We start from the raw sequence: 23,339 nt of genomic DNA, 5'->3' as shown, positions 1-23,339 counted from the left end.
GCTGATGGCATGATCTCGGCGTGACCAGCGAACATGCCCAGCCCGGTTCCGCGAAGTATGTCCTCTTTGATGTCGACGGGACGTTGATCGACGCGGTGGCCAACCAGCGCCAAGTCTGGGAGACATGGGCGGCGCGCTACGGACTCGATCCTGTCGCGGTCTACCAAGTGGCGCTGCGAACGCGGCCTATGGAGACCTTCGCGGCGGTGGCCCCGGAGCAAGACCCGCGGGAGTGTCTGGCCGCGTTGCATGAACTTGAGGACGAGGATGTCCGGTCCGGTGTCTATGCCGCTTTCGACGGTGCATCCGGGTTGCTGCCCGGCCTGCCTTCGGGTTGCTGGGCGCTGGTGACTTCGAACTACGAGCACCGGGTGCGCGGGCGGTTTGCCCGGACCGGGCTATCGGTTCCGGACGTGCTCGTGGATGCAGCCGCAGTCGCGGAAGGCAAGCCATCACCAGTTCCCTACCTGTTGGCCGCCGAACGACTTGGTGCCAAGCCGGAGGAATGCCTGGTCATTGAGGACGCGCCATCCGGAGTCGAGTCCGGGCTGCGGGCCGGCATGACGGTGTGGGGAGTCAGCACCCCGGTCCCGGTGGACGGCGTGCACCGCCATTTCACGAGTCTGCACGAGGCGGTGCCCGACATCCTCGCCTTCACGACGGGCTCGCACCGGGACCCCACGGTCTGAGCGCGCCGTTGGTAGGTCCGGCGGGCACTCGTCACAGTGAAACGATCTTGACCTGGCTGGTGTGATCACGGCGTTGGAGCCGTCTTGGATAGTGCCGTTCGCCGGGCTGAGCCCGCGCTGCTTCGGCAAGTTGGTGACCTCTGTACGCCGCCAAGGTGCTGGTGAAGTACGACGGGGACGCCCGTGGAGCCTCTCACTGGAAGACCGCGTCTTGTTGGTGACGGTCTACTGGCGCACGAACTTGACGATGCGCCAGCTCGCGCCACTGTTCGGAGTCTCGAAATCCACTGCCGCTCGCATCATTGACCACCTCGGCCCGCTGCTCGCGCTCCAGCCCCGACAGCGGTTCCGCCAGGATGCTGTGCTGATCGTGGACGGCACTCTGGTGCCCACCCGCGACCATTCCATCGCCGAGCGGTCCAAAAACTACCGCTTCGGCTCGCGAGGTCAGGGGGTCGGTGTGGGTGCGGGGGCGCGGCCGTCGGCCAGGACGTCGAAGCGCATGGTGGTGCCGGGCGGGTTGAGGGAGGGGGTGCGGCGGCGGGAGCGCCAGAGCAGGGGGCGGCCGAGGACGTCGCGGGCGAAGTGGTAGCGGCGTTCCAGGACGACGCCGATGGACGGCAGCGTAGCCGGCGCGATCTCGTGGACGACCTCGGTCGCGCCCCCGCGCACCCGCAGTAGTTCCGCGGTCGGCGCGGGCAGCAACTCGGGTTGGGTACGGGAGAGATCAGCCATTCTGCGTTGGACGAAGCGGCGCCGCGGAACCCCGTCGGCCCCCGGCAGGTCGTCGATCTCGTACGGGTGCCAGTACGCGGACTGTCCGCGGCCGGGCACGTACGTGAACCACTGGCGGTCGCCGGGTTCGCCGCTCCGGTCGGGCAGCGCGAACGTCGGGTTGGCGGCCTCCTGTGCCGGAGTGCGTTCGGGGCTGGCGAGAGTGTGCCCGGCGACTTGCTGCTCGACGGCCCAGAGGACGTCGCTGTACTCGTCCAGGCCGAGCAGGACGTGCTCGATGACGTAGAGGGTGCGCAGGTCGTCCGGGGAGCGGCCGGCGGGGAACGGGATCTCGACGCCGAGGCCGGCGTTCTTGGCGGCGGTCCAGTCGGCCCACCAGCGGGGCAGCGCCGTCACCCTCGACCGTCTCGGCCTGGAACCCGCGGACACCCTGTCGCTCTCCACCGACCTGCTGTCGGACCTGGCCCGCGCCGCCCTCGGCGCGACCCCCGGCACAGCGCTGACCGGCACCGGCACCCAGCGCTCCATGACTTCGACACGTATTCGACAGACGTCATGCTTGCTGCTGCCGCGCACGATGGTTCCGCGTTGAGGTCCGAGCGGGGATCATTCACGCTGTGGACAAAGGGCGGGATGACGTCATCGGTGTCTGGCGGGTGAGCCGGTCTGGTCGGGTCGCGGGGTACCTGCTGGCTGCCGTTCCTGCGTGCGGGGCGTTGTCGGCCTGGCTGAGCGCTCTCTCCCATCCAGATGCGCAAAACTCAGCGGGGATCGCGACTGCGTTCGCGCTGGGACTCGGCCTCTTCTCCTGGTGGAGACTGCTGCGGGTACGTCTGGAACTCACCACGGACGTGATCGTCATGGTGAACCCGTGGGGCACCCAACGTCTGCCATGGTCGCATGTAAGCGCGGTGAGTCTCGGCAACTGGGGTGCGCAGTTCCACACCACGGACGGGTTCAAGTACACGGCTTTTACCCTGAGCGACATGGCCGCTGGGACTCGGCAGGATGAGCGGTTCGCGGACGTCCAGCGGATCGCCAACTCCCAACTCCGCAACGGACAGCCGCTTTAGGAGCGAGGTTGGGCGATGACGGGCGCGAGCTGCGGGTTCCCCGGCTTCGCGCGGCGCGGCAGTACTGACCGCTTCGTGCCCCGATTCCCCGCGAGTCCCCGCGCGTTCTGGCACGAGAGTGGCACGGTCGCAGGGCGCGCCGCTGACCTCTCGATCTGAGCACGGCTCGGCGGCGCTACCGCATTTGCCCACTGGGCACCCGCGTTCGACGCTTGTACCGTTCCGAAGTGGCCTGGATATCACTACTTGCAACACTTGCTGGTGGCGTGATTGCCCTGGGATCGGCCCTTCTCGTGGAGCACCGAAGGGCGCGGCGAGAGACGGTGTCTGAGTGGCATAGGACACGGCGGGAGCTCTACTCAAGGTTCCTCGCGGCTCATGCCCAAGCTGGCAGCGACCTGCGGAACATTGCCGCCATGCCTGGCCTTGATGCGGACGAGCGGTACCGGCTGACGCGGTCGGCCTACACCCACTGCTACGCGTCACGTCATGAGTTGGAGCTTGTCGCGCCGCACTCCGTCGTTCGTCCGGCTGAGGAATGTAGTCGAGCAGTGCGAATGATGCGCGATGCCGTGAGCGCGGGGGCGCGTCTTGACAGTGATGAGCTCGAGGAACTGACACGCAGGTACCTGGAGCTGCGGCTGGAGACCAGAGGTGCCATGCGCTCGGACATCTCGGTCGACAACAGTTGACCGGGCTTAGGCATGGCTGTACCAGTGTCGCAGATCGAATCGTGTGACCTGCGGCTGTCGACCGGGACACCTGTGGTCGTTGGTGGCCATTGGTCGTCGTCGATGGTCCTCGGACGGCCCAGAGACGGCCCAGAGAGATGCGGATCACCGTGGCTGTGTCGATGCTGACCAGTATGAACGTGAGACTAGAACTCCTTGTGAGTGGTGAGTGGCGTCCTGTACTGCGCATCGGGGCCGTGCCCATGTGGGGAAACGCACCTAGCTTCCGGCCCTTCCCCGAGGCGTCCAAGGACGAGCTATGGAAGAGCGCTGGTGACGCCCTGAAGGCGTTCGGCGCTGGGCCAGTCAGTGTTGCCACCGTGGGGCAGGAAGGGACGGAGACACTGCTCTTCGCGGCGGGGGCGGCAGGGCCTTTCCGGCTCGGTTGGATCGCAGAAGAGACCTGAACCCTCCCCCTCGGTCGACAGAGCACTAGTGGCCAAGTCACGTCATCGCCATGCCTGCGTGCCGCTCGATGCGAACTACAGGCAGAGAAGTCCTGAGGTTTCCCGACCTGATCAGGAGGGCCCTTGGAGGACCCGGAGGCGACCCGGCGGATGTGGCTGAAGGCACCGAAACAGGGAACGTGAGCAGCGCGGACCCGCTACTCCACGTCGACTCGCCCAACTGGTGCAAAGACCGCTCCCAAAGAAGGAAGTCTGAGATCGGAAGTACTGGCGGTCGGCACTCCGGGTCAAATCCGAGAACGCAACCGTACGCCCTCCCCAAAGTCTGCATCCCAGGAAAGAGGCTGTCATGTACATCGGCAGTGGCATCCAATTTGATCAAAGCAACGGGTTCGGTGTTGATCTCAAATGCTCACAAGACGCCTCGGGCAAGCTATCCGGCACAGCGACCACGAACGGCGGCATGCAGGGGACCATTGAAGACGGGAGCAGGGTAGTTGGCGATTCGGTCGTCTTCATCATCAACTGGGGTGGTTCGCGGGGACGCTACGAGGGCACTCTCAATCCGATCGATCACATTCTGAGCGGAACGACAATGGACATGAACAACCCCGGCAGCATCGCCCACTGGTGGTGCCCCACTCCGGTCTGACCGTCTGTCGGACACGACATGCTTCTGAACGGGCGGTTGCGCGCGCGGTCGGTGGAGTCTTAATGACCCAGTCAAGCGCCGTTGGCCGGGTGCTTCAGCACCAGTCTGGAGGTCGCGGACGCGGATGGCGTCTGGCCTGCGGCGTCGCTGATCTGCGCCGCACCTGGCCGGGATCTTGGTCAGAGCTCAGAGCTGCGGTGTCCTGGCAGCGATCTCGAACCCGGAGGACTCGTCCCACGGAACTGCCCCCCACAGGCTCACCACGGCGGCCCAAATGCTGTCCACCAGAGCCCAGTCGGGGTTGTCCCCGCTGAGGGTGACGGTGGCTAGCAGGTCGCATCCCCAGATGCCCCGCTCGTCATTGGGCGATGCAGCGATCACAGACTCTGCGATCTCTGCTACGCCCACGTGTACTTCCAGCGTCAACAAGTCCGCGACTGGCCTGTCGCTGTCGCTGCCACCAGTACCGAGCCGGAACGCGGCCACCGAATCCTCGAACGGCCCCAACCACTCGCCCACCAGACGGTCGCCGCTCTCCAGGAGGTAGTCCAGCAGGCGATCAAGCGCCTCGTCGCCTCTGTCTTCTCCGGAGCGGCAGAAGAAGCTGAGTTGGTAGGCCACGATTCCCCCGTCGTCCGAGCTTGACCGGAAGCTGTTTCCACTGCGTCATCATGCACGCCGCGCCTGCGATCGCGGTCGGCGGTGTCCTTACGACCGGGTCAAGCTGCTGTGGTGGTGCGCTTCCTTGCTGGTGGGCTCGTGGTGAAGGGGCGGTTGTCGCGGAGCAGGGCCCAGAGGACGTCGACGCGGCGGCGGGCGAGGGCGATGACTGCGGGGATGTGTTTGTGGCCCTGGGCTCGTTTCTTCAGGTAGTAGGTGCGGTTGGGGCCGTCGCGGATGATGCTGGTCTGCGCGGAGAGGTAGAACACGCGTCGCAGGCGGCGGCTGTAGCGCTGGGGCCGGTGGAGGTTGCCGGTGCGGCGTCCGGAGTCTTTGGCGACGGGGACCAGGCCGGCGGCGGAGGCGAGGTGCCCAGCGTCCGGGTAGGCGGCCAGGTCGCCTACGGCTGCAAGGAATTCGGCGCCCAGGATAGGGCCGATACCGGGCATCGACTCGATGACGGCGGCCTGCGGGTGGGTGTGGAAGGCGTCGCTGATCTGCCGGTCGAGCTGCTTGAGCCGTTCGTCCAGGGTCAGTATCTGCGTGGCGAGGTTTGCGGTGATGCCCGCGGCCGTGTCCTGTCCGGGCAGCTGGATGTGCTGGGCGTGCGCGGTGGTGAGGGCGGTGGTGGCGACCGTTTCGGGGTGGCGCACGCCTCGGGCGGCGAGCCAGCGGGTCAGGCGGGTCTGGCCGCAGCGGCGTAGGGCGGCAGGGGTCTGGTAGCCGGTGAGCAGGACCAGGGCGCCCCTGTGGTCGGCGTAGTCGAAGGCTGCTTCCAGGGCGGGGCTGATGCCGGTGAGCACATCGTGGAGGCGGTTGAGCAGCCGGTCGGCGATCAGGTCGCTGCGGTGGGTCGTGAGCAGGGCCAGGTCGGCGGCAAGTTTGGAGGGCACCTCGACGGTGGCGAAGTCCCGCCGCAGGCGGGCGGTGTCGGCGATGACGTAGGCGTCGCGGGCGTCGGTCTTGGCCTCACCGCGGTAGGCGCCGGACATGCGGTTGACCGTCCGGCCGGGCACGTAGGCGACCTGTTGGCCGTGGTCGGCGAGCAGGGCCAACAGCAGGGCGGGCGGTGCCGGTGAGATCAACTGCCCAGCGAACTTCGCTGGCCAGTGCGAGGACCTCGCTCAGGCCGACCAGGATGACGGCCTCGTCGTTGCTGACTTTCCGGCTCCAGACGGTGGTGCCGGTGTCATCGATGGCGACCCACCAGTGGTGGGCCTTGCTGGCGTCGATACCGACCCATAAACGGGGCGTCTGTGTGGTCATGTGGCGGTCTCCTCGGGCTTCGGACAGCGTGCTGTTGGTCCGAGGACACCCCGCCGTCAGCTCCGTAAACAGCGACCGATTCGCACATCTCAATCAGCGGCCTGGGCGTCCAGAAGAGCGGGGCGGCCACTCCACCGGAGCCACCGGGGGCAAGCGACTTTAGAGCCACACCCCACTCTTCCGGACCGCCAAACAACTTACGGAGCGACTTTGGCCGGGAGCTGCTTTGGCGCGAGGCGCGTCGGGCAGTCTGTGGACCTGCCCGTTAAAGCACGACGTTGGGGCCATGATCTTCGAGGCTCGCGCCAAAGTGGCTGGCTAAAGTCGCGGAGCCGACCGCCCCAGCCACAGCGGGTTTCCCCGTCCTCGTGGCCGCGTCCGCCGTCCGGCCGGTGGCCTGGTGCGGGATCGGCGGGCCGTTCCAACGCCCGCGTATCTGGCAGCGTCGGCCCGTATGCCGCCGCCACCACGACCCGGCCTCTTTCGGTAACACAAAGCGTCTTTGACCTGCACCGTTAGGGATCACCGTTCGCCCCCCGTGCCCGTGTTGGAATTGGCCGCTGCGTGCGGCGACGGGCGGGCGGCGGCGTGCGCCGGTGGCGGAGACATGGAGGCGGCGCGGCGGCGACCGACCGGCGCCGCCGCGCTTGGCGCGGCCCTCGGACTTGCTCCGACCCCTTGGGGGCTACCGGGTGGAAAGGGGTGCGCGTGTGGCCCCTAAAACGGGGGCGTTGGGGTCTAGCTGTTGTTGATCTTTTCCATCCCTGAGGTCGAATCGTGGTGGCGGTGGTGTGCGGGCCAGAGCGGCCGTTGATGCGCTTGAGCGGAGTGTGCGGCCCGAGGATCGACAAGCGCAGTCAGCCACCGGTCGAGCGAGCGCAGCGAGCCTTGACGAAGCAGGGAAATTCCTGCCGCACCCGGACCCGCAACGGCTTTCAAGACCGACGGACAATCACGGGGCATGCACTGCCTGACCTGCAAAGCAAGGGCACGCGAGATGCGCCTTGACGGTTCTGGCCCACACATGGCCCAGACGGCCTCAGAAGTCATTGCTTCCGCAGCTGAGCCTCAGCCACCGATTTACTGTGGGTGCGTCCTCTGGCCGCCGTCTGCGGTATCCGCTCGATCAGAGCGTTGATCTGTTCACCACTTCCTCGCCCTGTCCAGCCGAGATGATTTCAAGGCTGAACAGGGCGCCAGGCCCAGGCCCGGCATTGGTTTGAGGTCAGTGGAGCCGGAGAAACCACTCCAGGATCGCGACTGCGGCGGCTCCACTGGAGCCTGCAAGACTGATCAGAGCGTGGCGGCTGACCTCGTGCCACAGTGACTGCGGCGGCTCGGTCACCTGAGGCTCGCTGCCCTGAGCCGGTCCAGGGCCGGCGGGCGATGTACTCACTGGCTTGCGGCGGCGGATCGCCATAGTTTCCCTCGCTTACGAATCGACTGCGATGCGCCGGGCCCGGCGGTGATTCGAATGTCGCTCGCGACGGGTGCAGTTGTGCTAAGTGCCAGGTGCGTGGGGCAGGTTGCGCACTAACCTGCTGGTCCAGCCCGTGCCGTCCGGCTGCCTGATTCACCCGTTCCAGGCAGCCCAAGGCGAGCAGGGCGACGGCCGTGGCCGCGGAGGGGACGGGGAAGCAATGGGAGTTCACCGCGCAACGCTCTATCGTCGGCTGCGGAAGCTGCGTATCGATGCGGAAGCCGCGCGCCGGTCTGAGGGCAGCCCGGAAGGTCTGCAGGGAGCACTCGCAAAGCAGGTGCGTGCAACAGCCCTGCCAGGCACGTCCTCATTCGAAGGGAAGGTGGCCAGTCGGTGGGCACCGAAGCACCTGGAGGATTTCAGTGCACCCCGCACAGACAGTTTCGACCAAGTAGTGGCAGTAGTCGCCGTCTGGATGTCCTGGATGGGTGCCACGACGTTGGCGGCCGATGGCACGATCCGCCAGGCTTGGATGGCGAGCGCAGACTGCCGGGACTGGAAACAGTTGCTGGAGGCAGCGCACCAGGAAACCACGAACGCCCGTCGCCGCAGCCCAGCCGCACCCGGGATCGAAGCCGAGGTGGATGCGGCAGTGGCCCGCTACTGGGAACGTCTGGTGCAGAACTACGGACGGCTGAACCTAGATGTTCTCGGCCCGGAGGAGCGAGCCGGTGAGCAGCCTGCGATCAGGCTGCGTCAGGTTTTCGAGGCACCTCTTGTGGCGTGGGACCCACCGCGTCCGGATCTGCCAGCCCGAATGTGGCGAGAGTTGGTTGAACGGGGCGAACTGACCGAGGAGGATCTGCCTCCGGGACTACGTCGGGAGGACGTCGACAAGTGGCGTAAGACGCGCACCGAGCGACCGCCACAGCCTGTGTTGGAAGCCGTGGCTTCGCAGCACGGACGGCGCCTGGTCCTGCTCGGGGATCCGGGAGCAGGCAAGTCAACGTTCGCTCGATATCTGGCCCTGGCACTCGCCGGTGGCCTAGAAGCGGTACCCGACGAGCTAACGGAACTCGCCGGGGCTGTGCCGGTGATCCTGGAGCTGCGTCATCTAGCTGACGGAAGCCGCTGGCAGGGGCGGACGGTGGAAGATTTCTGGGAGGAGTTCAACGCCACCGAACGGTTGTGCCTGCCCCGAAACGTCCTCGAACACCTACTGAACCACACGCTTCGGCCCGTAGTCGTTGTCTTCGACGGCCTAGACGAGATCTTCGAACCCGGCAGGCGTGCCGAGGTGGCCAGGCAGCTCGTCGCGTTCGCTCAGGCTCACGACCACGTCCGAGTGGTGGTGACCTCGCGTGTCATCGGCTTCGCTCCGGGTGTGTTCACCGCTGCAGGTTTCAGCAAGGCCAAGCTCGAAGACCTCGCACAGAGCCAGATTGAGTCGTTCATCCAGCGTTGGTACCAGGCTGCGCATCCGGCCGATCCTGGCGAAGTCTCTCGCCTGACTGGACGCCTCATTGGCGCAGTACGGGGGTTCCCATCGGTGGCCGAGCTGGCCGGCAACCCTCTGCTGCTGACCATCCTGGCATCCATCGGTTTGGGTGCCAGCATCCCCCGCGACCGTCGCGAGGTCTACCGGCGCGCTGTCGAGGTACTAACCGGCCGATGGGACCGGGATGCGAAACACCTCCAGCTTCCCCGCCAAAGTCACCCCGAAGTCGCCGCTGCCATCGACGAGCTCGATGCCGGGCTCCTGCAAGAGCTCCTCGAACGCCTCGCACGCCAGCTCCAAGAGGGCGCCGGCATTGCACAGACCGGCACTCTCATCTCGCGCACCGCTCTGACGGCATTGATCTCCAGCTACGTGACTGACATGAACTACCCCCAGCACGTCGCACGCATCGTTGCCAACGCCATGGTCGAGCGACTGCACGAAAGGGCCTTCCTCATCCACCCGTACGGTGCTGGCATGTACGGCTTCGTACACAGAACCTTCCTCGAGTACCTGGCCGCTCGAGATCTCAGCCAGCGCTACACCGCACGCGAATGGACTCCCAACGAGTTGATCGACATGCTCGCCCACCGAGCTACTGACCCCACCTGGCATGAGGTCATCCTGCTCGTGGTCGGTCAAATCAGTCGCCAGGCGGAAGCCGAGCACGCCACATTTATCGCACGGCTGCTCAGCATGCACCGCGAACGCACAACTACTGCTTACGGCTTGTCATATGCAGACTCCCAGTTCCTGGAACTTGCCATCCGGGTGCTTGCGGAATCTCACCGTATTGGCCGCGTCCCGTCTCGACCACCGCTGCACCCAGAAGAATCACTTGCTGTCCAGAGTGACGCGGTTATTGATGCTCTAACCGCCCATCTGGACTATTACCCATGGCAGAGTCTGGACCGCGCCATGCCTGCGATGACGACTTTCCCTTGGTCCTGGACCGGTCGTGAGCGATTCCTACGTTGGTATTACGCAGAGACTGCGACGGAGCCTGATACAGAAGAATACGCATTGATCGCCGTATTCATGTGTCGCAATAGTCAGGAAGCGAAGCGAATAGCGCGCATCCCATGGGCGACTAACATTGTCGCTCTTGAAGCGATGAGAGAACGGTGGCACGACGACTCCATCCAGGATGTCGCCCTAAGCATCCTTCGTGACACCACGGCCTCTGAAGACCTCCGTATCGACATCCTTGACCTATTGCGGGAAACAGGTCTGGACGGCAGCTACACCGTCATTTTCAATATTTTGCGCGACACAAACACTCCCGAAAATATTCGCGCTAGTGCGCTAGAGACAGTTACGCAAATGTGGCCGGAAAATGAGGAAGTTTATCCTTTCGTCCTCGATGTCGCCCGCAACCCGACAGCTCCCGACGAGGTCCGCGCCGCCGCCCTCAGGGCTCTTGGGCGAAAGTGGCCGGAGAGGGAGGACAGCTACACCATCATCTTCGACGTCGCCCTCAACTCCGGCGCTCCCAACAGGGTCCGCGCTGCGGCCTTGGGAGCCGTACGGGCAGGGTCGTCAGACGAGGCCCACTCCCTCGTAATTGACGTCGCCCGCGATCCCGCCGCCCCAGACCAGGTCCGCGCTACCGCCCTGTCAACCTTACGGCCAGGATCATCAGATGAGGCCCACTCCCTTGTAGCCGACATCGCCCGCAACCCCGCCGCCCCGGACCAGGTCCGCGCTACCGCTCTCAGGGCTCTCGGGTCGTGGTGGGGGGATAGCGAGGACAGCCGCACCATTATCCGCGATGTCGCCCGCGACACCACCGCCTCGGAACGATGTCGCAGCGCTGCTCTCATCGCATTGCGCACTCAGTCGAAAGACAACCCGGACCATCAAACCTTCACGATTGAGGTTGCCCGCGATGCTACTAGCGCCGCAGCGACCCGCGTATACGCTCTATCCGTTCTTAGGCAGTGGTGGGAGGAAAACGAGGACAGCCGCACCGCTATTCTCGAAATTGCCTGCGACTCCGGTGCCCCCGAAAAGGTCCGCGCATCCGCGCTAAGCGCCCTTGGGCGAGGGTGGGAGGAGAGCGAGGATAGCCGCACCGCTATTCTCGGTATTGCCTGCGACCCCGATGCTCCTGAAGAGATCCGCTCATTCGCTCTAAGAATGCTGGCACTCCCGGGGGCGATCAACGAAGATGGCTGCACCGCCGTTCTCGGTGTTGTCCGTGACACCACTGCTCCCGACAAGGCCCGTGCTACCGCCCTCACAACCCTGGGGGATCAATGGTCGGACCGCGGCGAGGCACGGGCCCTCGCGATTAGCCTTGCCCGCGATGCTGCCGCTCCCGATCAGGTTCGCACTTCCGCACTGGTGATGCTGGGTGAGTGGTGGCCGGGCCGAGACGACAGCTATGACTTCATCCTCAACATTGCACGTGACACATCCACTGCCGAATCCACTCGCGCCGCGGCCATGCGCTTGTTGGCGTGGTGGTGGCCGGACAATAGAGAAAGCCACACTAGTATTCTCGAAATCGCCCATGATACCGCCGCACCCGACGAGGTCCGCGCCATTGCCCTACAAATGCTGGCGCAACGGTGGCCGAATGAGAGTGCGTGGATTTGCGCAGCGCAATGTGCAGAGAAGGCCGAGAAAGAGACTCAAAGACTAGCAATTCGCTTGCTGGCACTCGTATGGCCACGAAAGCCGGAGACGGCAGATTTTTTGATGAGGCTATCAAGAAATGACGGGCGGGAAGAAGTTCGCACCTACGCAACACAAGTTCTCACCTATCTTAATGAAACCACCGATCTTGAGGTGGAAAACGAATCGACACCCAACTGATTTGCCCCAATTTCCCTAGCCTACTAAACGCAGGGACAATCTTCCAGATGCTAGTCAAATGGCGATGCCGGCAAGGGAGTCTTGGTGAAGTAGGCCCACGGCGTCTGCCCACCCCGCACGAAAACGGGGCTTTTCCCGGTAGTCACATGGTGCAGCAGCCGTGTCCCAGATGCTGCACCACAGCGTGGCCAATAGGCTGATCGTGCTCGGGGCTCGTCGCGGAGGTTACCCATGCCCCGAACGATCTGGTCCGGCGCCATCAGTTTCGGCCTGGTCACCGTGCCGATCAACGTCCAGGGTGCCACCGAGGATCATTCGATCCGCTTTCACCAGTACCACCTGGAGGACATGGGGCGGGTGCGCGTGAAGAAGGTGTGCGAGCTGGAGGATCGCGAGGTCACCCAGTCGGAGATCGGCAAGGGCTACGAGTACGAAAAGGATCAGGTCGTCGCCATCAGCGATGCCGATCTGCGGGAGCTCCCTCTGCCGACGGCGAAGGCCATCGAGATCGAGGCTTTCGTGCCACTCGACAGCATCGACCCGATCCGGATCGGCGAGGGCTACTACCTGGCGCCGGACGGCCAGGTGGCGGCGAAACCGTACAAACTGCTGGTGCAGGCGTTGGGCCGGTCGTCGAAGGTGGCTGTGGCGAAGTACGCCTGGTCCGGGCGGGAACGGCTGGGCCTGCTCCGGGTGAGGGACGACGTGATCGTGCTGCATGCGATGCGCTGGCCGGACGAGATCCGCGATCCCGCCGAGCTGCTACCTCCTCCGACTGAGGTGTCGGATGCTGAGATTGAGGGCGCGCTCGCGCTGATGGAGACACTCAGCCGCGACGATCTGACGGGGCCGGAGTTCGAGGACGCCTACACCGACGCCATGGCGAAGATCATTGAAGCGAAGCGGGAACACCGCGAGCTGCCGCAGGTGCTGGAACCGCAGGAGCCGGGCAAGGTACTCGACCTCATGGCCGCCCTCAATGAGTCCGTCCAGCAGGCCAAGGCGTCCCGCGGCGAGGACGCCGACGTACACGAGCTGCCGAAGAAGAAGGCCGCCGCCAAGAAGACGGCCGCGAAGAAGGCGGCGGCGAAAACCACGAAGAAGGCCGCCGCGAAGAAGACAGCGCGCCGGCCGCGCAGCGCCTAGAGCGTGTCTCTTTGATGGGTTGGTCAATTGATCGGATGTGTCCGTCCGATTAGTGATCACCGATGCGATGTGGGACCGGATCGAGCCGCTGATGCCGGCCGATCCGGTCCGCGGGCGGCGATGGGCCGACCCCGCCGCACGCTTGAGGCCATCGCGTGGAAGTACCGCACCAACTCGCCCTGGCGAGACCTTCCCCACGAGCTCGGCTCGTTCCAGACCGCTCACAAGCGGCTGATCAGATGGGCCGTCGACGGCACCTGGGAGATGATCCTCGCCGCCGTCCTGGCGGCGGCGGACACCGATGACGACCTCGACTGGACGGTGTCGGTGGACTCCACGGTCGTCCGGGCCCACCAGCACGCCGCCGGAGCACGCAAAAAGGGGCGGCCCGCCCGGGAGAGCCAGCCGATCACGCGCTCGGACGCTCCCGCGGCGGGCTGAGCACCAAGGTCCACCTGGCCGCTGACGGCCGCGCACGGCCCCTGGCCTTCACTGTCACCGCAGGCCAGGCCGGTGACGCACCCGCCTTCGAGACGGTGATGTCCCGCATCCGCGTGCCCCGCACCGGCCCGGGGAGGCCCAGGACCCGGCCCCTGACCGTTCTGCCCGACCGCGGGTATTCCTCACGTGCCATCCGCAGCCACCTGCGGCGCCGGGGCATCCGTGCGGTCATCCCACAGCCGTCCGACCAGGTTGGCCACCGCCTGCGGCGAGGGCGACTCGGTGGCCGCCCGCCCGGCTTCGACAGCGAGGCGTACAAGCAGCGCAACACCGTCGAACGGTGCATCAACCGCCTCAAGCAGTGGCGCGGCCTGGCCACACGAACCGACAAGCTCGCGATCGCCTACCAGGCCGCACTCCACCTCGCGGGCATCCTCATCTGGACCCGACGCTGACCAAAGAGACTGAACCTAGTCCAGCATCCCCAGGGCCGTATCAGGCTGGCACTGCGGGCACGCCTTCACTCCGTCGGCGAGCGCCCGCCGGGCCTGGTCGCGGCTGATGGGCCGGCTGCGCTTGCCCGCGTTCCAGCAGTCGCCGGCGTGCACGTACACGGGCGCGGTGTGCCGGTTGAGTCCGAGTTCGATCAGCCACTCCGGCGCGGGCGGGCGGGCCTGGAGGCCGTGCTGCCGCTCGCCCTCGCGGCGTTCTTCGTCGGCGATCCAGCGGCGGGTTCGGGCGAGGTCCCGTTCCTGCACGCGCTCCAGGAAGCGGAGCAGCGAGAGTCGCGACGGGACTGGATCGTTCACGTGTTCGATTCTATGATCACGGTGGCAATCTGCAATCCCCGAGGTCACCAGGAGGCGGCGTGGCCCGCGAGCGCATGACCTTGGCGAAACTCTTCCGGCGGCACGGCGTCGACCCGGAGATGCTGCCCCACGCGCCACCATCGCCGCCGGACAGCCTGGTGCGCACGCGCATCACGCAGGCGCCGCTGCAGCCGTGTGCGGCCTGCGGCGAGGACAGCTCCCACATCCTCGTGCGGGACTTCGGTGACGGCCCCCGCTGGGTTGATCTGTGCTGGGAGCACGGGTGGGCGACCGTGGAGCCTGCGCCGAGGATGCCCACCACGCTGGAGGGCATCCTCGCCGACGTCCGCGAAGTCGCCGCCGAACTGGGCCTGGAGCTGCGCCCCATCAGCCCAGAGGAGTTCCAGGAGATGGCCCACCGGGCGAGGAAGCGCCGTGGACAGCCCTGAGCGCTTCCACCTCACCCACAGCGCCGGCGGCCGCCCGGTGGCCCACGGCTGGTGGTCGGACGAAGAGGTCGCGCGCGGCAAATTCGTCTTGTGGGTTGGCCAGCTCCATCCCTGGTACACGTATCACGCTGGTCGACGAGGCTGAAGCCCGCACGATGGCCGTCTGGCCCGACCCGGAGTAGCTCAGTCAGCCCTCCGACTGGGGGTGCCGCACAGCCCGCTTCACCGCCTGCTCCACCTCGTACCGAGACATGGCCACATCCTCGCGTGCCGCATACGCCGTGACCGCCGCCTGAAAGTCCTCGGCCGCTGTACGCCAGGCCTTCCACTGCCCGTCGTACGCCTCGCCGTCGAGGCCTTGGAGCTCGCGTGCGCCTCAAGGGCGGAACGTTCCACCTTGATCAATTCGTCGGGGATGTCTGCCACGACCTGGGATCCTAAGCGAGCCTGCCGAAGGCTTCCCCGGGACATGCTTTGAAGGTTTGCCCTGGGCCGATTGAGCCTCGGAGGAGACCGGCCAGCGCAGGGGCTCAGCATCAGCACTCATCGCCGATCGTCCATGCCCGACGACGACAGCGGTTCACAGCGAAGGGACCCGGACACTGTGTCTGGGTCCCTTCGCTGTGAACCGCCCACCCTTCCGCCAGCCGGCGTCGGCGGCGCGCCAGTCCAGGTCGGTCTCCTCATGGGCGAAGAAGAACCCGGCGGGCCAGTCGCCGATCTCGTCCAGCATGGCGGTCCGCAAGCCGTGGCCGCCGCCTCCGTGAAGGGTCTTCAGGGCCCTGAGCTGGGATTTGGTGGAGTCGCCTTCGGGATTCGAACCCGAGGCCTACGCATTACGAGTTGTCCGATCTTGATCCAGACACGTCCATAGACGTTTGCGAAGCGACCCCCGTCCCAGGTCAGAGCGGGTCACGCGCATGGGTGGACTGTCGCGGACGGCAGCGGATCGGGTGGCAATTGAGACCATGGATGAGACCAGCGCCAGGACCTACAGCATCTGGCACACGTGTGTCGGCACGAGAGGCAGTGTCAACGCTCCCCCTCCAGGCCTCCCGCAGGAGCGTTCCGTGCAGGCTCCGTTGCTGTTCGATTGCATCAAGAGCCACCAATGAGGAAACTTGTTGCATTTCAGGTTGAACTCCTGGAATCTGGCGGTCAGATCGCGTCGTCGTCCATAGTCAGGCTGGCGGGCGGGAGGCAGCCGTCGATCAGGTGGGGGCTGTACTGGATCTTCTTCAGCTTTTGATCACGCAGGTGACAGGACTTGAAACTGGCCTTCCCAGCTTCGAGTTGCCGGTCGCCACAATCCACATGCCGCCTATTAGGGGAGAGATTTCATGGATAATACAGAAAAAATGCATGGACAGGAGCGCGCAAGGTCGGCAGCGCCACGCGCCACCGCCATACCTCCCGTCTTTATGAAGGTGCTCGTTACCGCTGTTGCAGCCGCCGGGACCTTTCTGCTTACTTCAGTTGTAAATTCAAATGCAGAAGACATTTGGCAGTGGGTTGCATCGATCACCATAGGTTCGGCGGTGCTGATTGTTCAAGCTCTAATCGACCTTGGAGATAGACAGGAGGCGTTAGCGCGCGGCGAGTGGCGATCAGAGGAAAAGGAGGCTTATCAGAACCTACTGGAGCCTGACTCTTTGAAAATCCTCATGGACCTAAATCAGCGCCAGGTTGAGCGCTATCATGAGATCGTCACCAGGCAGGCAAGGCAGTCTTATCGGTCCGCACAGTTTGCGATGTGGGCAGGTGTTGCAATGCTGGCCGCCTGCCTGTACGTCGGCCTCAGGTACAACGCTGCAGAAATCAAAGCATTTGCGGCCGCCATGGGTGCGGTGAGTGGTGCAATGACCGGCTACCTGAGCAAGACGTACCTAGCTGTCTACAGAGAGACCCTGTCGCAGCTCAACCGATTCTTTGACCAGCCGGTAACAAATGGATATTTCCTTGCGGCGGAACGGCTGGCGGGCGACAGCATGCCGGAGATGCGGCAGCGGATCGTTGAGCAAATTCTACTTGTCAGCATGCGCTCTGGCGAACAACAGAGTGATTTGATTCCCCCCTCCACCGGGAAAAGGAATGGTCGCCGTAGCAAGCCTGCGGCAGGCTCGGAAAATTCGGCGAAGCTTGATGGGCGGGCTTGAACTGTTGATCGTTGTAACTGAAGCATGATGACCGTTGGGTCGCGTCACTGAGGGGTGAGTGGCCAGGCGAACAGGTGGCCGCCGTTCAGCCTGGCGGCTGACCGAGCCCCGCGTCCGGGCCCAGGGCGAGCACGTCCAGCAGGGCGAACAGCGAAGAGCTCCCGCCGCGGTCGGGTCTCCCCCTACGATCTCGCTATGCTTCGACTGCTCATCGACACGTCCGTTTGGTTGAATATTGCAAAGCGCCGGGACGGCCAGCAGATCATCGTTCCACTGCGATTGCTGATGTCTCAGAAGAAGATCGAACTCCTTGTCCCATCTCTGATCCGTCGCGCGATACGGGGCGCTGACCGAAACCCGCTGCTGAAGGCGTGTTCGCAGCGAGGTGGTTGCCCCGGCCGCTTCGACTGCCGCAGTCGGTCACCAGGGTGTGACCAGCCCGTCTCGCGACTACGGGGCCTCGAACACGAATGCACTCAAGCTGCGTTGGTGAACGACGAGCGCCTCCCCTTGCTTCGTGTTCTGTCGGTTCACCTCGACTGTTGCCGCCATCGTGCGGTCAGCGTCACCCCCCAGAGCAGCGAGATCGCCTCCCGCTCTTGGCAGCGATGACTCAGCTATGGGCCGATTGCGTGAGGGGGGTGTCCTCTAGGAAGGGGTTACTGGCTTATAGGAGTGAACCTCTCGGGCGTATATATAGCGTAGGTCCTGGCCTCTGGTTTGGCATTATGTGCTGGTTTAGAGGAAAGTGATCAGCGACCATGCAACGAAACTAGGCGCGCCCCAAGGCGAGGAACGAAGATGCCTTCTCCTGATGACGAGACGGAATATCCAGACATTGAAACGCATTCGGTTCTTAATGCAGATGATCCTGAAGCCAACGCAGCGGAACGGCATCACCCTAGCGGACCTCCGGTGGGTGATGATGACGAGGACTGGGCGTCGGGGACTGAGGTGGCATTCATTGAGGCTGACGTCGTGGTAAGTGATGGCATAACACTCCGCGAATCTGACTTCGGGATAGACGATGACACGGCTCCCGATGGCACGCCAGCCGAATAGGGTCAATTCCTCAAGATTGCGTGCCGGGCAGAAGGTGAAGAAGGTCTCCAGCAAGGTCGATTCCGGGGTGATAGCTGGGGAGGTCATAGGTGAATTTATCGACCGGCAGTTGATTGCTGCACGTGAAAAGCGGGACAAATTAGAGGCCCGAGGTGTTTCCGTGGTAACCACCTCAGGCGCTCTCGTGACTCTGCAGTTGGCATTTGCTGCACTGTTGCCGAAGGAAAAGAAAGTTCCCCCTGTTGCGGCCAGTGTATCTATTGGCCTGTCGATGGCATGTTTCCTGATTGCGGCAGTCTTTGCAATATGCGTCAATATTCCAAAAAGGTGGCTTGAGGCAGACCCTGCCACGCTCGCACCTCTTCTCGGTGACCCTCTCTGGGGGTTCCCGGCTCTCACTGCAAAGCGAAAAGTGGCTAAGGTTCGCCTGGAGGTTCTTCGGCAGGTTGAGGTAGGTCTCGCTTTCAAGGCAAAGTGCCTGTTTGCCGCCTTCGTTGCGCAACTCGCGGGAATTGCCAGTATTACAGCTGGTGCCGTTCTTGTTCTTGCGAGCTACTAGCTTACTAAGTCGCGACCCCGCGGCTTCGATTTTCCCTTGGCCGAATCGGAGGAGGTCAATCGATTGCGGTCAGAGATGAATGCGAGTGGGCTATCGCCGCGGACGCGCTGATCGTCATCGAATTGGCGCTGCGGCTGTTCGGCGCGGGTGCTCACCGTCTCCTTGTCCTCGCCAGACGCAATCCGCTGCTCGCGACGGCCCTCGTAGTCGTACTGGTGGGGTGCGACGAGACCCTCGTCCGGCACGCCACCAAGCCGATCACCGACGACGTCAACGAGATGCAATTGCCCGAGGTACCGGTCGCGCGATCTGCGTCGACAGCGCCCTGCACGAGACCATCGACCGCATCATGCTCGACACCCGCCTGGCCCATCTGCCCGCACTGGACCGCTGACCAGGACACCGTTGCGACAGGCGTACCGGTGCGATCGCGTGTCGACGAAGTCCATGGCCCGGAACCAGGCCGATGGGCTGTACGGGGCTGTTCCTGCTGCTCGACGGGCGCGTGGAAGGGGCGCCGACCTGCGCTGAAGGCCTCGCAGGAGGTCCCGGTGCCGCCCTTCGCTCTGCCCGCCCCGCTCGCTCTGGCCCGCGCAGTCGCTGTTGTGCCCGAGTCGCCGGGCTGGGCGCTCGAGCCGAAATGGGACGGCTGGAGATGCCAGATCTATACCGCGACCCGACGGGTGTGGAGCCGGCATGGCACTGAGGTCTTTCAGCGGGGCCACTGATCGGGTGACGGAATCGATGCCCGCAACGCACGAGGCTCCCGTGCCGTTGGGGGAGGTGTTCGAAGTCTCAACCCACAGGCATAGGAGCCGCGTTGGTTCCGTATTCTGCCGCACTCGACCTGCCCCACGCCCTGGTCGAGTGAGTCTGATTCGAAAATCCAACCTTCCTGCAGGTCACCCCGCTTCCGCTGATTGGAGGGACACTTGATAGCCGAGCATGTTGAGCTGGCTGACCAGACGTCGCGTCTGGCGGGCCCGGCCGGTTGGCTGGAGGAAGTAGTCCGCTCCGAGGTCGGCGTGCTCCGCGTCGTTGGTGAGCATGTGCCAGATCGAGGTCAGGATGGTGTGGCCGACGGCGACCAGGGCCCGCTTCTTGCCGCGGCGGATCGCGATGCGTTTGTAACGGGAAGCCAGGTAGGTGTTCTTGCTGCGGGCGGCGGACGTGGCGGCCAGGCCCAGTGCGTTCTTCAGCCACGGGTCCCCGGGTCGGGACTTGCCGGAGGTGTGCTTGCCGGCGGACTCGTGGTTGCCTGGACACATTCCGGCCCACGAGGCCAGGTGCGCCGCCGAGGGGAAGCGGGCCATGTCCGCGCCGATCTCGGCCAGGATCATCTCGGCCGAGCGGGTGCTCACCCCGGGGATGGTGTCCAGCAGCTCGATCTGGCGGCGAAACGGGGCGAGTTGGCGGGTAATCTCCTCACTCAGCCGGGCCTCGGTCGCGGTGATCGCGTCGATGCGGTCGAGCATGGTCCGTGCGAGGAACGCGTGGTGGTCGGTGAACTGGCCGGTCAGCGCCTGCGCGAGGATTCCCCGCTTCGCCCGCATGCTCGCCTTCGCCATCTCGGCGAGGACCTCGGGATCACTCTCCCCGGCGATCAGAGCCTCCAGCATCGCGCGGGCCGACTTGCCCAGCAGGTCCGAGACCACAGCGGACAGCTTGATCCCTGCGTCCTCGAGGAGCTTCTCCATCCGCTGGGCCTCGCGGGTGCGTTCGCGGATCACCTCGGTGCGGTACGGGTCAGGTCCCGCAGTTGCCGGATCTCCGGCGGCGGCACGAACGACGGTCTGACCAGGCCGTGTTCGACCATCTTGCAGATCCACTCGGAGTCCGCGACGTCGGTCTTGCGGCCGGGGACGTTCTTCATGTGCCGGGCGTTCAGCAGCCAGCACTCGATGTCGTTCTCCAACAGGTAGAAGACGGGCTTCCAGTACGAGCCCGTGGCTTCCATTCCCACCACCGTGACGCCTTCGGCGATCAGCCAGTCCCGCATCGCCAGCAGGTCCTTGGTCATGGTGAGGAACGTACGGATCTCCTTCCGGCGCCGCTTGCCCGGCCCCGGGACGCGGACGCAGACCTTCACGTCCGCCTTGCCGATGTCGATTCCGGCGCATCGCTCGTGGACCACGTCCATGCCCCGGCACCCCCTTCACGCGCTGTGCGGTTGTGCAGCAGCCGTCCGGCGGGGACCGACCAGGCAAAAGAATCTGATTCGCATGCTCGTGGCAACACTTCCGGGTGCCTGACGAAGGGTCCCCGGCGTCCTACTCAATGTCGGGTTCCGGAGGCACCAAGACTCCGCGACGTCAGCCGGACGGCCGTGGTGTCGGTCTAAAACTGCCGATCATCGTTGACACCTGGGGCTCTGATCACTAGGAGATCCACATGTCGAAGACACCCCCGCTCGATCGCGAGGCCAAGCGGCGCCTGGCCGTCATACGCCATGTCGAAGAGGTAACCGGCAACGTCGCCATGAGTTGCCGGTACTTCGGCATCAGTCGGCAGGCGTACTACATCTGGTATCGCCGCTACCAGGCCGAGGGCATCGAGGGGCTGCGCACTCGCTCGAAGGCGCCCAAGCACAGCCCGAACGCCACGCACGTTGAGGTCGTCGGGAAAATCATCTATCTCCGGCAGAACTACCACTTCGGGCCCGAGAAGATCGCGATGTACCTCAAGCGATACCACGACGTCACCATCAGCAAGTCGGGCGTGTGGCGGATCCTCAACCGGCTGGACATGGGCCGCCTGCCGGCCTCCCAGCGCTACAAGCGGCACGACCGCCGATGGAAGCGATACGAGAAGCAACTGCCCGGCCACCGCGTGCAGATCGACGTGAAGTTCATCGAGCCGCTCGCCTCCATGCCGCAAGGCCGGCGCGGCGGCCGCAACAAGTACTACCAGTTCACGGCGATCGACGACTGCACCCGGCTGAGGGTCCTGAAGATCTATCCGACACTCAACCAGGCCACTGCCATCCAGTTCGTCGACTACGTCCTGCAACGGCTGCCGTTCCAGGTGGGGGTGATCCAGACGGACAACGGAGCCGAGTTCCAGTCCGCCTTCCACTTCCACGTGCTCGACAAAGGCATCGGCCACGCCTACATCAAGCCCCGCACACCGCGGCTGAACGGGAAGGTCGAACGCTCCCACCGAATCGACGGCGAGGAGTTCTACCGGCTCCTGGAGGGCGTCATCATCGACGACGCCGAGGTCTTCAACGACAAGCTGCGCGAGTGGGAGGACTACTACAACTACCATCGCCCCCACGGCGGCCTCGGCGGCCAGACTCCTTACGAACGCCTCAAGCAGAAGACCGCGCCCCAGGCGTAAACGATCATCGTCGGTTGCACACCAACACGTGGCCCGATTTTCTCCCCTTTGGGGTATCGCCGTCCGGAGATCGGATTACTCAATGATGGTGTCAAGCCGATTGGGGAGCCGGTGGGGTAGGGGTGAAAAGCCTCTTGTCGCGGAGCATGGCCCATAAGACGTCGACTCGGCGGCGTGCGAGGGCGAGCAGTGCCTGGACGTGGATCAGTCCTTCGGCGCGTTTCTTGAGGTAGTAGTCCCGGGAGGGGCCGGGGCGCATCATGGCGGTTTGGGCGGCCATGTAGAGGACGTGTCGTAGGCGACGGTGGTATCGCTTGGGTCGGTGGTGGTTACCGGTCCGGCGGCCGGAGTCGCGCGAGACCGGGGCCAGTCCCGCGTGGGCGGCCAGGCGGCCGGCGTCTGAGTAGGTGGACAGGTCTCCGACGATGGCGAGGAACTCGGCCCCGAGGATGGGGCCCATACCCGGCAGGGATTCGATGACTTCGGCGCGTTCGTCGAGGTGGAAGGCGTCGCGGATCTCCCGGTCGGTGTCTTTGATCCAGTCGTCGAGCGCGAGGAGCTGATGAGCAAGGTCGCACACGAGTTTGGCGGCGCGCTTTTCACCCGGCAGTGCGGTCACCTGGGACTGGGCTGCCTCGACCGCGCGGGCGGCAACCTCGGATGCACTGCGTACCGAACGTCGTGCCAACCAGTCCGCGAGCCGCTTGGCGCCGGCCCGCCGCAGGGCGGCCGGGGTCTGGTACTCGGTCAGCAGGACGACCGGTCCCTTGGCTGCCGAGTAGTCGAAGGCCCGCTCCAGAGCAGGGCAGATGCCCACGAGGGCATCGCGCAGACGGTTGATCAGTCGTACCCGGTCGGCGATCAGGTCGGCTCGGTGGGCGGTGAGCAGCTGGAGATTGGCCACGGTCTCGTCCGGGAGGCTCAGGGGTGTGAAGTCCCGGCGCATACGCGCGGTGTCGGCGATGACTAGGGCGTCCTTCGCGTCGGTCTTCCCCTCGCCGCGGTAGGCCCCGGACATGCGGTTGACCGTGCGTCCCGGCACATACACCACGCTCTGGCCGTGGGCGATCAACAGTGCAAGCAGCAGCGTCGAGGCCCGGCCGCAGATGTCCACCGCCCACCGCACCTCGTCGGCCATCTCGCACGCGGTCACCATCAGGGCCAGGATCTCGTCCTCAGCGTTGATGACCTTCCTCGAGAACACCTTCTCTCCGCTGGCGTTGACTCCGACCGCCCAGTGATGGGCCTTGCCGGCGTCGATGCCGACCCAGATCTGCTCGTGATGCTCTGCCATCGTCGTCGCTCCACTCCCAAGACCCCAGCACTCTGTGGGTCCGGGGGACACTCCGCCGCCAAGCCCTTAACCAGCGATGACCGCAGTTCTCAATCAGCAGCCGGAGCGTCCCGAAGGACCGGGCGGCCACTCA

At 64.8% G+C, this 23,339-nt stretch carries 13 protein-coding genes and 5 pseudogenes; 11 read left to right on the top strand and 7 right to left on the bottom strand.

All coding sequences use genetic code 11. The features are described 5' to 3' along the window. Window positions 1–20 precede the first annotated feature (20 nt). Together EDD92_RS00405 and EDD92_RS00400 are read left to right on the top strand one after the other, a co-directional pair. Window positions 21–689: an HAD family phosphatase gene (locus tag EDD92_RS00405; protein WP_123962332.1), complete on the top strand. Its 669-nt coding sequence runs from the start codon at window positions 21–23 to the stop codon at window positions 687–689. Window positions 690–741: 52 nt separating this feature from the next. Further along, window positions 742–1,146: pseudogene (locus tag EDD92_RS00400) on the top strand (transposase family protein); the annotation flags it as partial. On the opposite strand, the gene EDD92_RS00395 reads toward EDD92_RS00400, so the two are convergent. Next, a complete protein-coding gene (locus tag EDD92_RS00395; protein WP_123962331.1) occupies window positions 1,137–1,820 on the bottom strand; it encodes a hypothetical protein in 684 nt (227 codons plus the stop codon). The pseudogene EDD92_RS00400 and the gene EDD92_RS00395 overlap by 10 nt on opposite strands. A gap of 221 nt (window positions 1,821–2,041) precedes the next feature. On the opposite strand from EDD92_RS00395, the gene EDD92_RS00390 reads away from it, so the two are divergent. Together EDD92_RS00390 and EDD92_RS00385 are read left to right on the top strand one after the other, a co-directional pair. Further along, entirely contained in the window at window positions 2,042–2,497 is a 456-nt protein-coding gene (locus EDD92_RS00390) for a PH domain-containing protein (protein WP_260326244.1), read from the top strand. A gap of 1,487 nt (window positions 2,498–3,984) precedes the next feature. Next, a complete protein-coding gene (locus EDD92_RS00385) occupies window positions 3,985–4,287 on the top strand; it encodes a hypothetical protein (RefSeq protein WP_123962330.1) in 303 nt (100 codons plus the stop codon). Between the two features lie 186 nt (window positions 4,288–4,473). Here EDD92_RS00385 and EDD92_RS00380 read toward each other — a convergent pair whose 3' ends face one another. Together EDD92_RS00380 and EDD92_RS00375 are read right to left on the bottom strand one after the other, a co-directional pair. Then, window positions 4,474–4,908, bottom strand: coding sequence for a hypothetical protein (locus EDD92_RS00380; RefSeq protein ID WP_123962329.1), 435 nt, complete (start codon window positions 4,906–4,908; stop codon window positions 4,474–4,476). 98 nt (window positions 4,909–5,006) lie between these two features. After that, window positions 5,007–6,213 (bottom strand): annotated as a pseudogene (locus EDD92_RS00375) (IS110 family transposase). A 1,526-nt stretch (window positions 6,214–7,739) separates the two neighbouring features. On the opposite strand from EDD92_RS00375, the gene EDD92_RS00365 reads away from it, so the two are divergent. The 3 genes and pseudogenes from EDD92_RS00365 (at window position 7,740) to EDD92_RS00355 (ending at window position 13,993) form a co-directional block, all read left to right on the top strand. Continuing rightward, on the top strand, window positions 7,740–11,951 hold the full coding sequence (locus tag EDD92_RS00365; protein WP_185123877.1) for an NACHT domain-containing NTPase: 4,212 nt from the start codon (window positions 7,740–7,742) through the stop codon (window positions 11,949–11,951). A 231-nt stretch (window positions 11,952–12,182) separates the two neighbouring features. Next, window positions 12,183–13,097 (top strand): Ku protein, encoded by a 915-nt coding sequence (locus EDD92_RS00360; RefSeq protein WP_123962326.1) that lies wholly within the window; start codon window positions 12,183–12,185, stop codon window positions 13,095–13,097. 67 nt (window positions 13,098–13,164) lie between these two features. Continuing rightward, window positions 13,165–13,993 (top strand): annotated as a pseudogene (locus EDD92_RS00355) (IS5 family transposase). Between the two features lie 15 nt (window positions 13,994–14,008). Here the strand turns inward: EDD92_RS00355 and EDD92_RS00350 are convergent. Further along, window positions 14,009–14,347, bottom strand: a complete 339-nt coding sequence (locus tag EDD92_RS00350; protein WP_123962325.1) for a DUF6233 domain-containing protein — start codon at window positions 14,345–14,347, stop codon at window positions 14,009–14,011. A gap of 59 nt (window positions 14,348–14,406) precedes the next feature. On the opposite strand from EDD92_RS00350, the gene EDD92_RS00345 reads away from it, so the two are divergent. After that, on the top strand, window positions 14,407–14,796 hold the full coding sequence (locus EDD92_RS00345) for a hypothetical protein (protein ID WP_123962324.1): 390 nt from the start codon (window positions 14,407–14,409) through the stop codon (window positions 14,794–14,796). A gap of 640 nt (window positions 14,797–15,436) precedes the next feature. Here EDD92_RS00345 and EDD92_RS00335 read toward each other — a convergent pair. Further along, window positions 15,437–15,556 (bottom strand): annotated as a pseudogene (locus EDD92_RS00335) (glycosyltransferase family 2 protein); the annotation flags it as partial. Between the two features lie 580 nt (window positions 15,557–16,136). On the opposite strand from EDD92_RS00335, the gene EDD92_RS00325 reads away from it, so the two are divergent. Together EDD92_RS00325 and EDD92_RS00320 are read left to right on the top strand one after the other, a co-directional pair. Then, window positions 16,137–16,952, top strand: a complete 816-nt coding sequence (locus EDD92_RS00325; RefSeq protein ID WP_123962323.1) for a TRADD-N-associated membrane domain-containing protein — start codon at window positions 16,137–16,139, stop codon at window positions 16,950–16,952. A 1,042-nt stretch (window positions 16,953–17,994) separates the two neighbouring features. Then, complete coding sequence (locus EDD92_RS00320) at window positions 17,995–18,573, top strand: hypothetical protein (protein WP_123962322.1); 579 nt, start codon at window positions 17,995–17,997, stop codon at window positions 18,571–18,573. Between the two features lie 902 nt (window positions 18,574–19,475). Here the strand turns inward: EDD92_RS00320 and EDD92_RS00310 are convergent. Continuing rightward, window positions 19,476–20,713 (bottom strand): annotated as a pseudogene (locus EDD92_RS00310) (IS110 family transposase). Window positions 20,714–20,964: 251 nt separating this feature from the next. Between EDD92_RS00310 and EDD92_RS00305 the strand changes: the two are divergent. Beyond that, window positions 20,965–21,912, top strand: coding sequence for an IS481 family transposase (locus EDD92_RS00305; RefSeq protein WP_123962321.1), 948 nt, complete (start codon window positions 20,965–20,967; stop codon window positions 21,910–21,912). Between the two features lie 91 nt (window positions 21,913–22,003). Here EDD92_RS00305 and EDD92_RS00300 read toward each other — a convergent pair whose 3' ends face one another. After that, window positions 22,004–23,206: an IS110 family transposase gene (locus EDD92_RS00300; RefSeq protein ID WP_123962320.1), complete on the bottom strand. Its 1,203-nt coding sequence runs from the start codon at window positions 23,204–23,206 to the stop codon at window positions 22,004–22,006. Window positions 23,207–23,339 lie beyond the last annotated feature (133 nt).

The sequence above is a fragment of the Streptomyces sp. TLI_185 genome (assembly GCF_003814765.1).
GTDB lineage: Bacteria > Actinomycetota > Actinomycetes > Streptomycetales > Streptomycetaceae > Streptomyces.
This window is presented reverse-complemented; position numbering and strand designations above follow the sequence as displayed.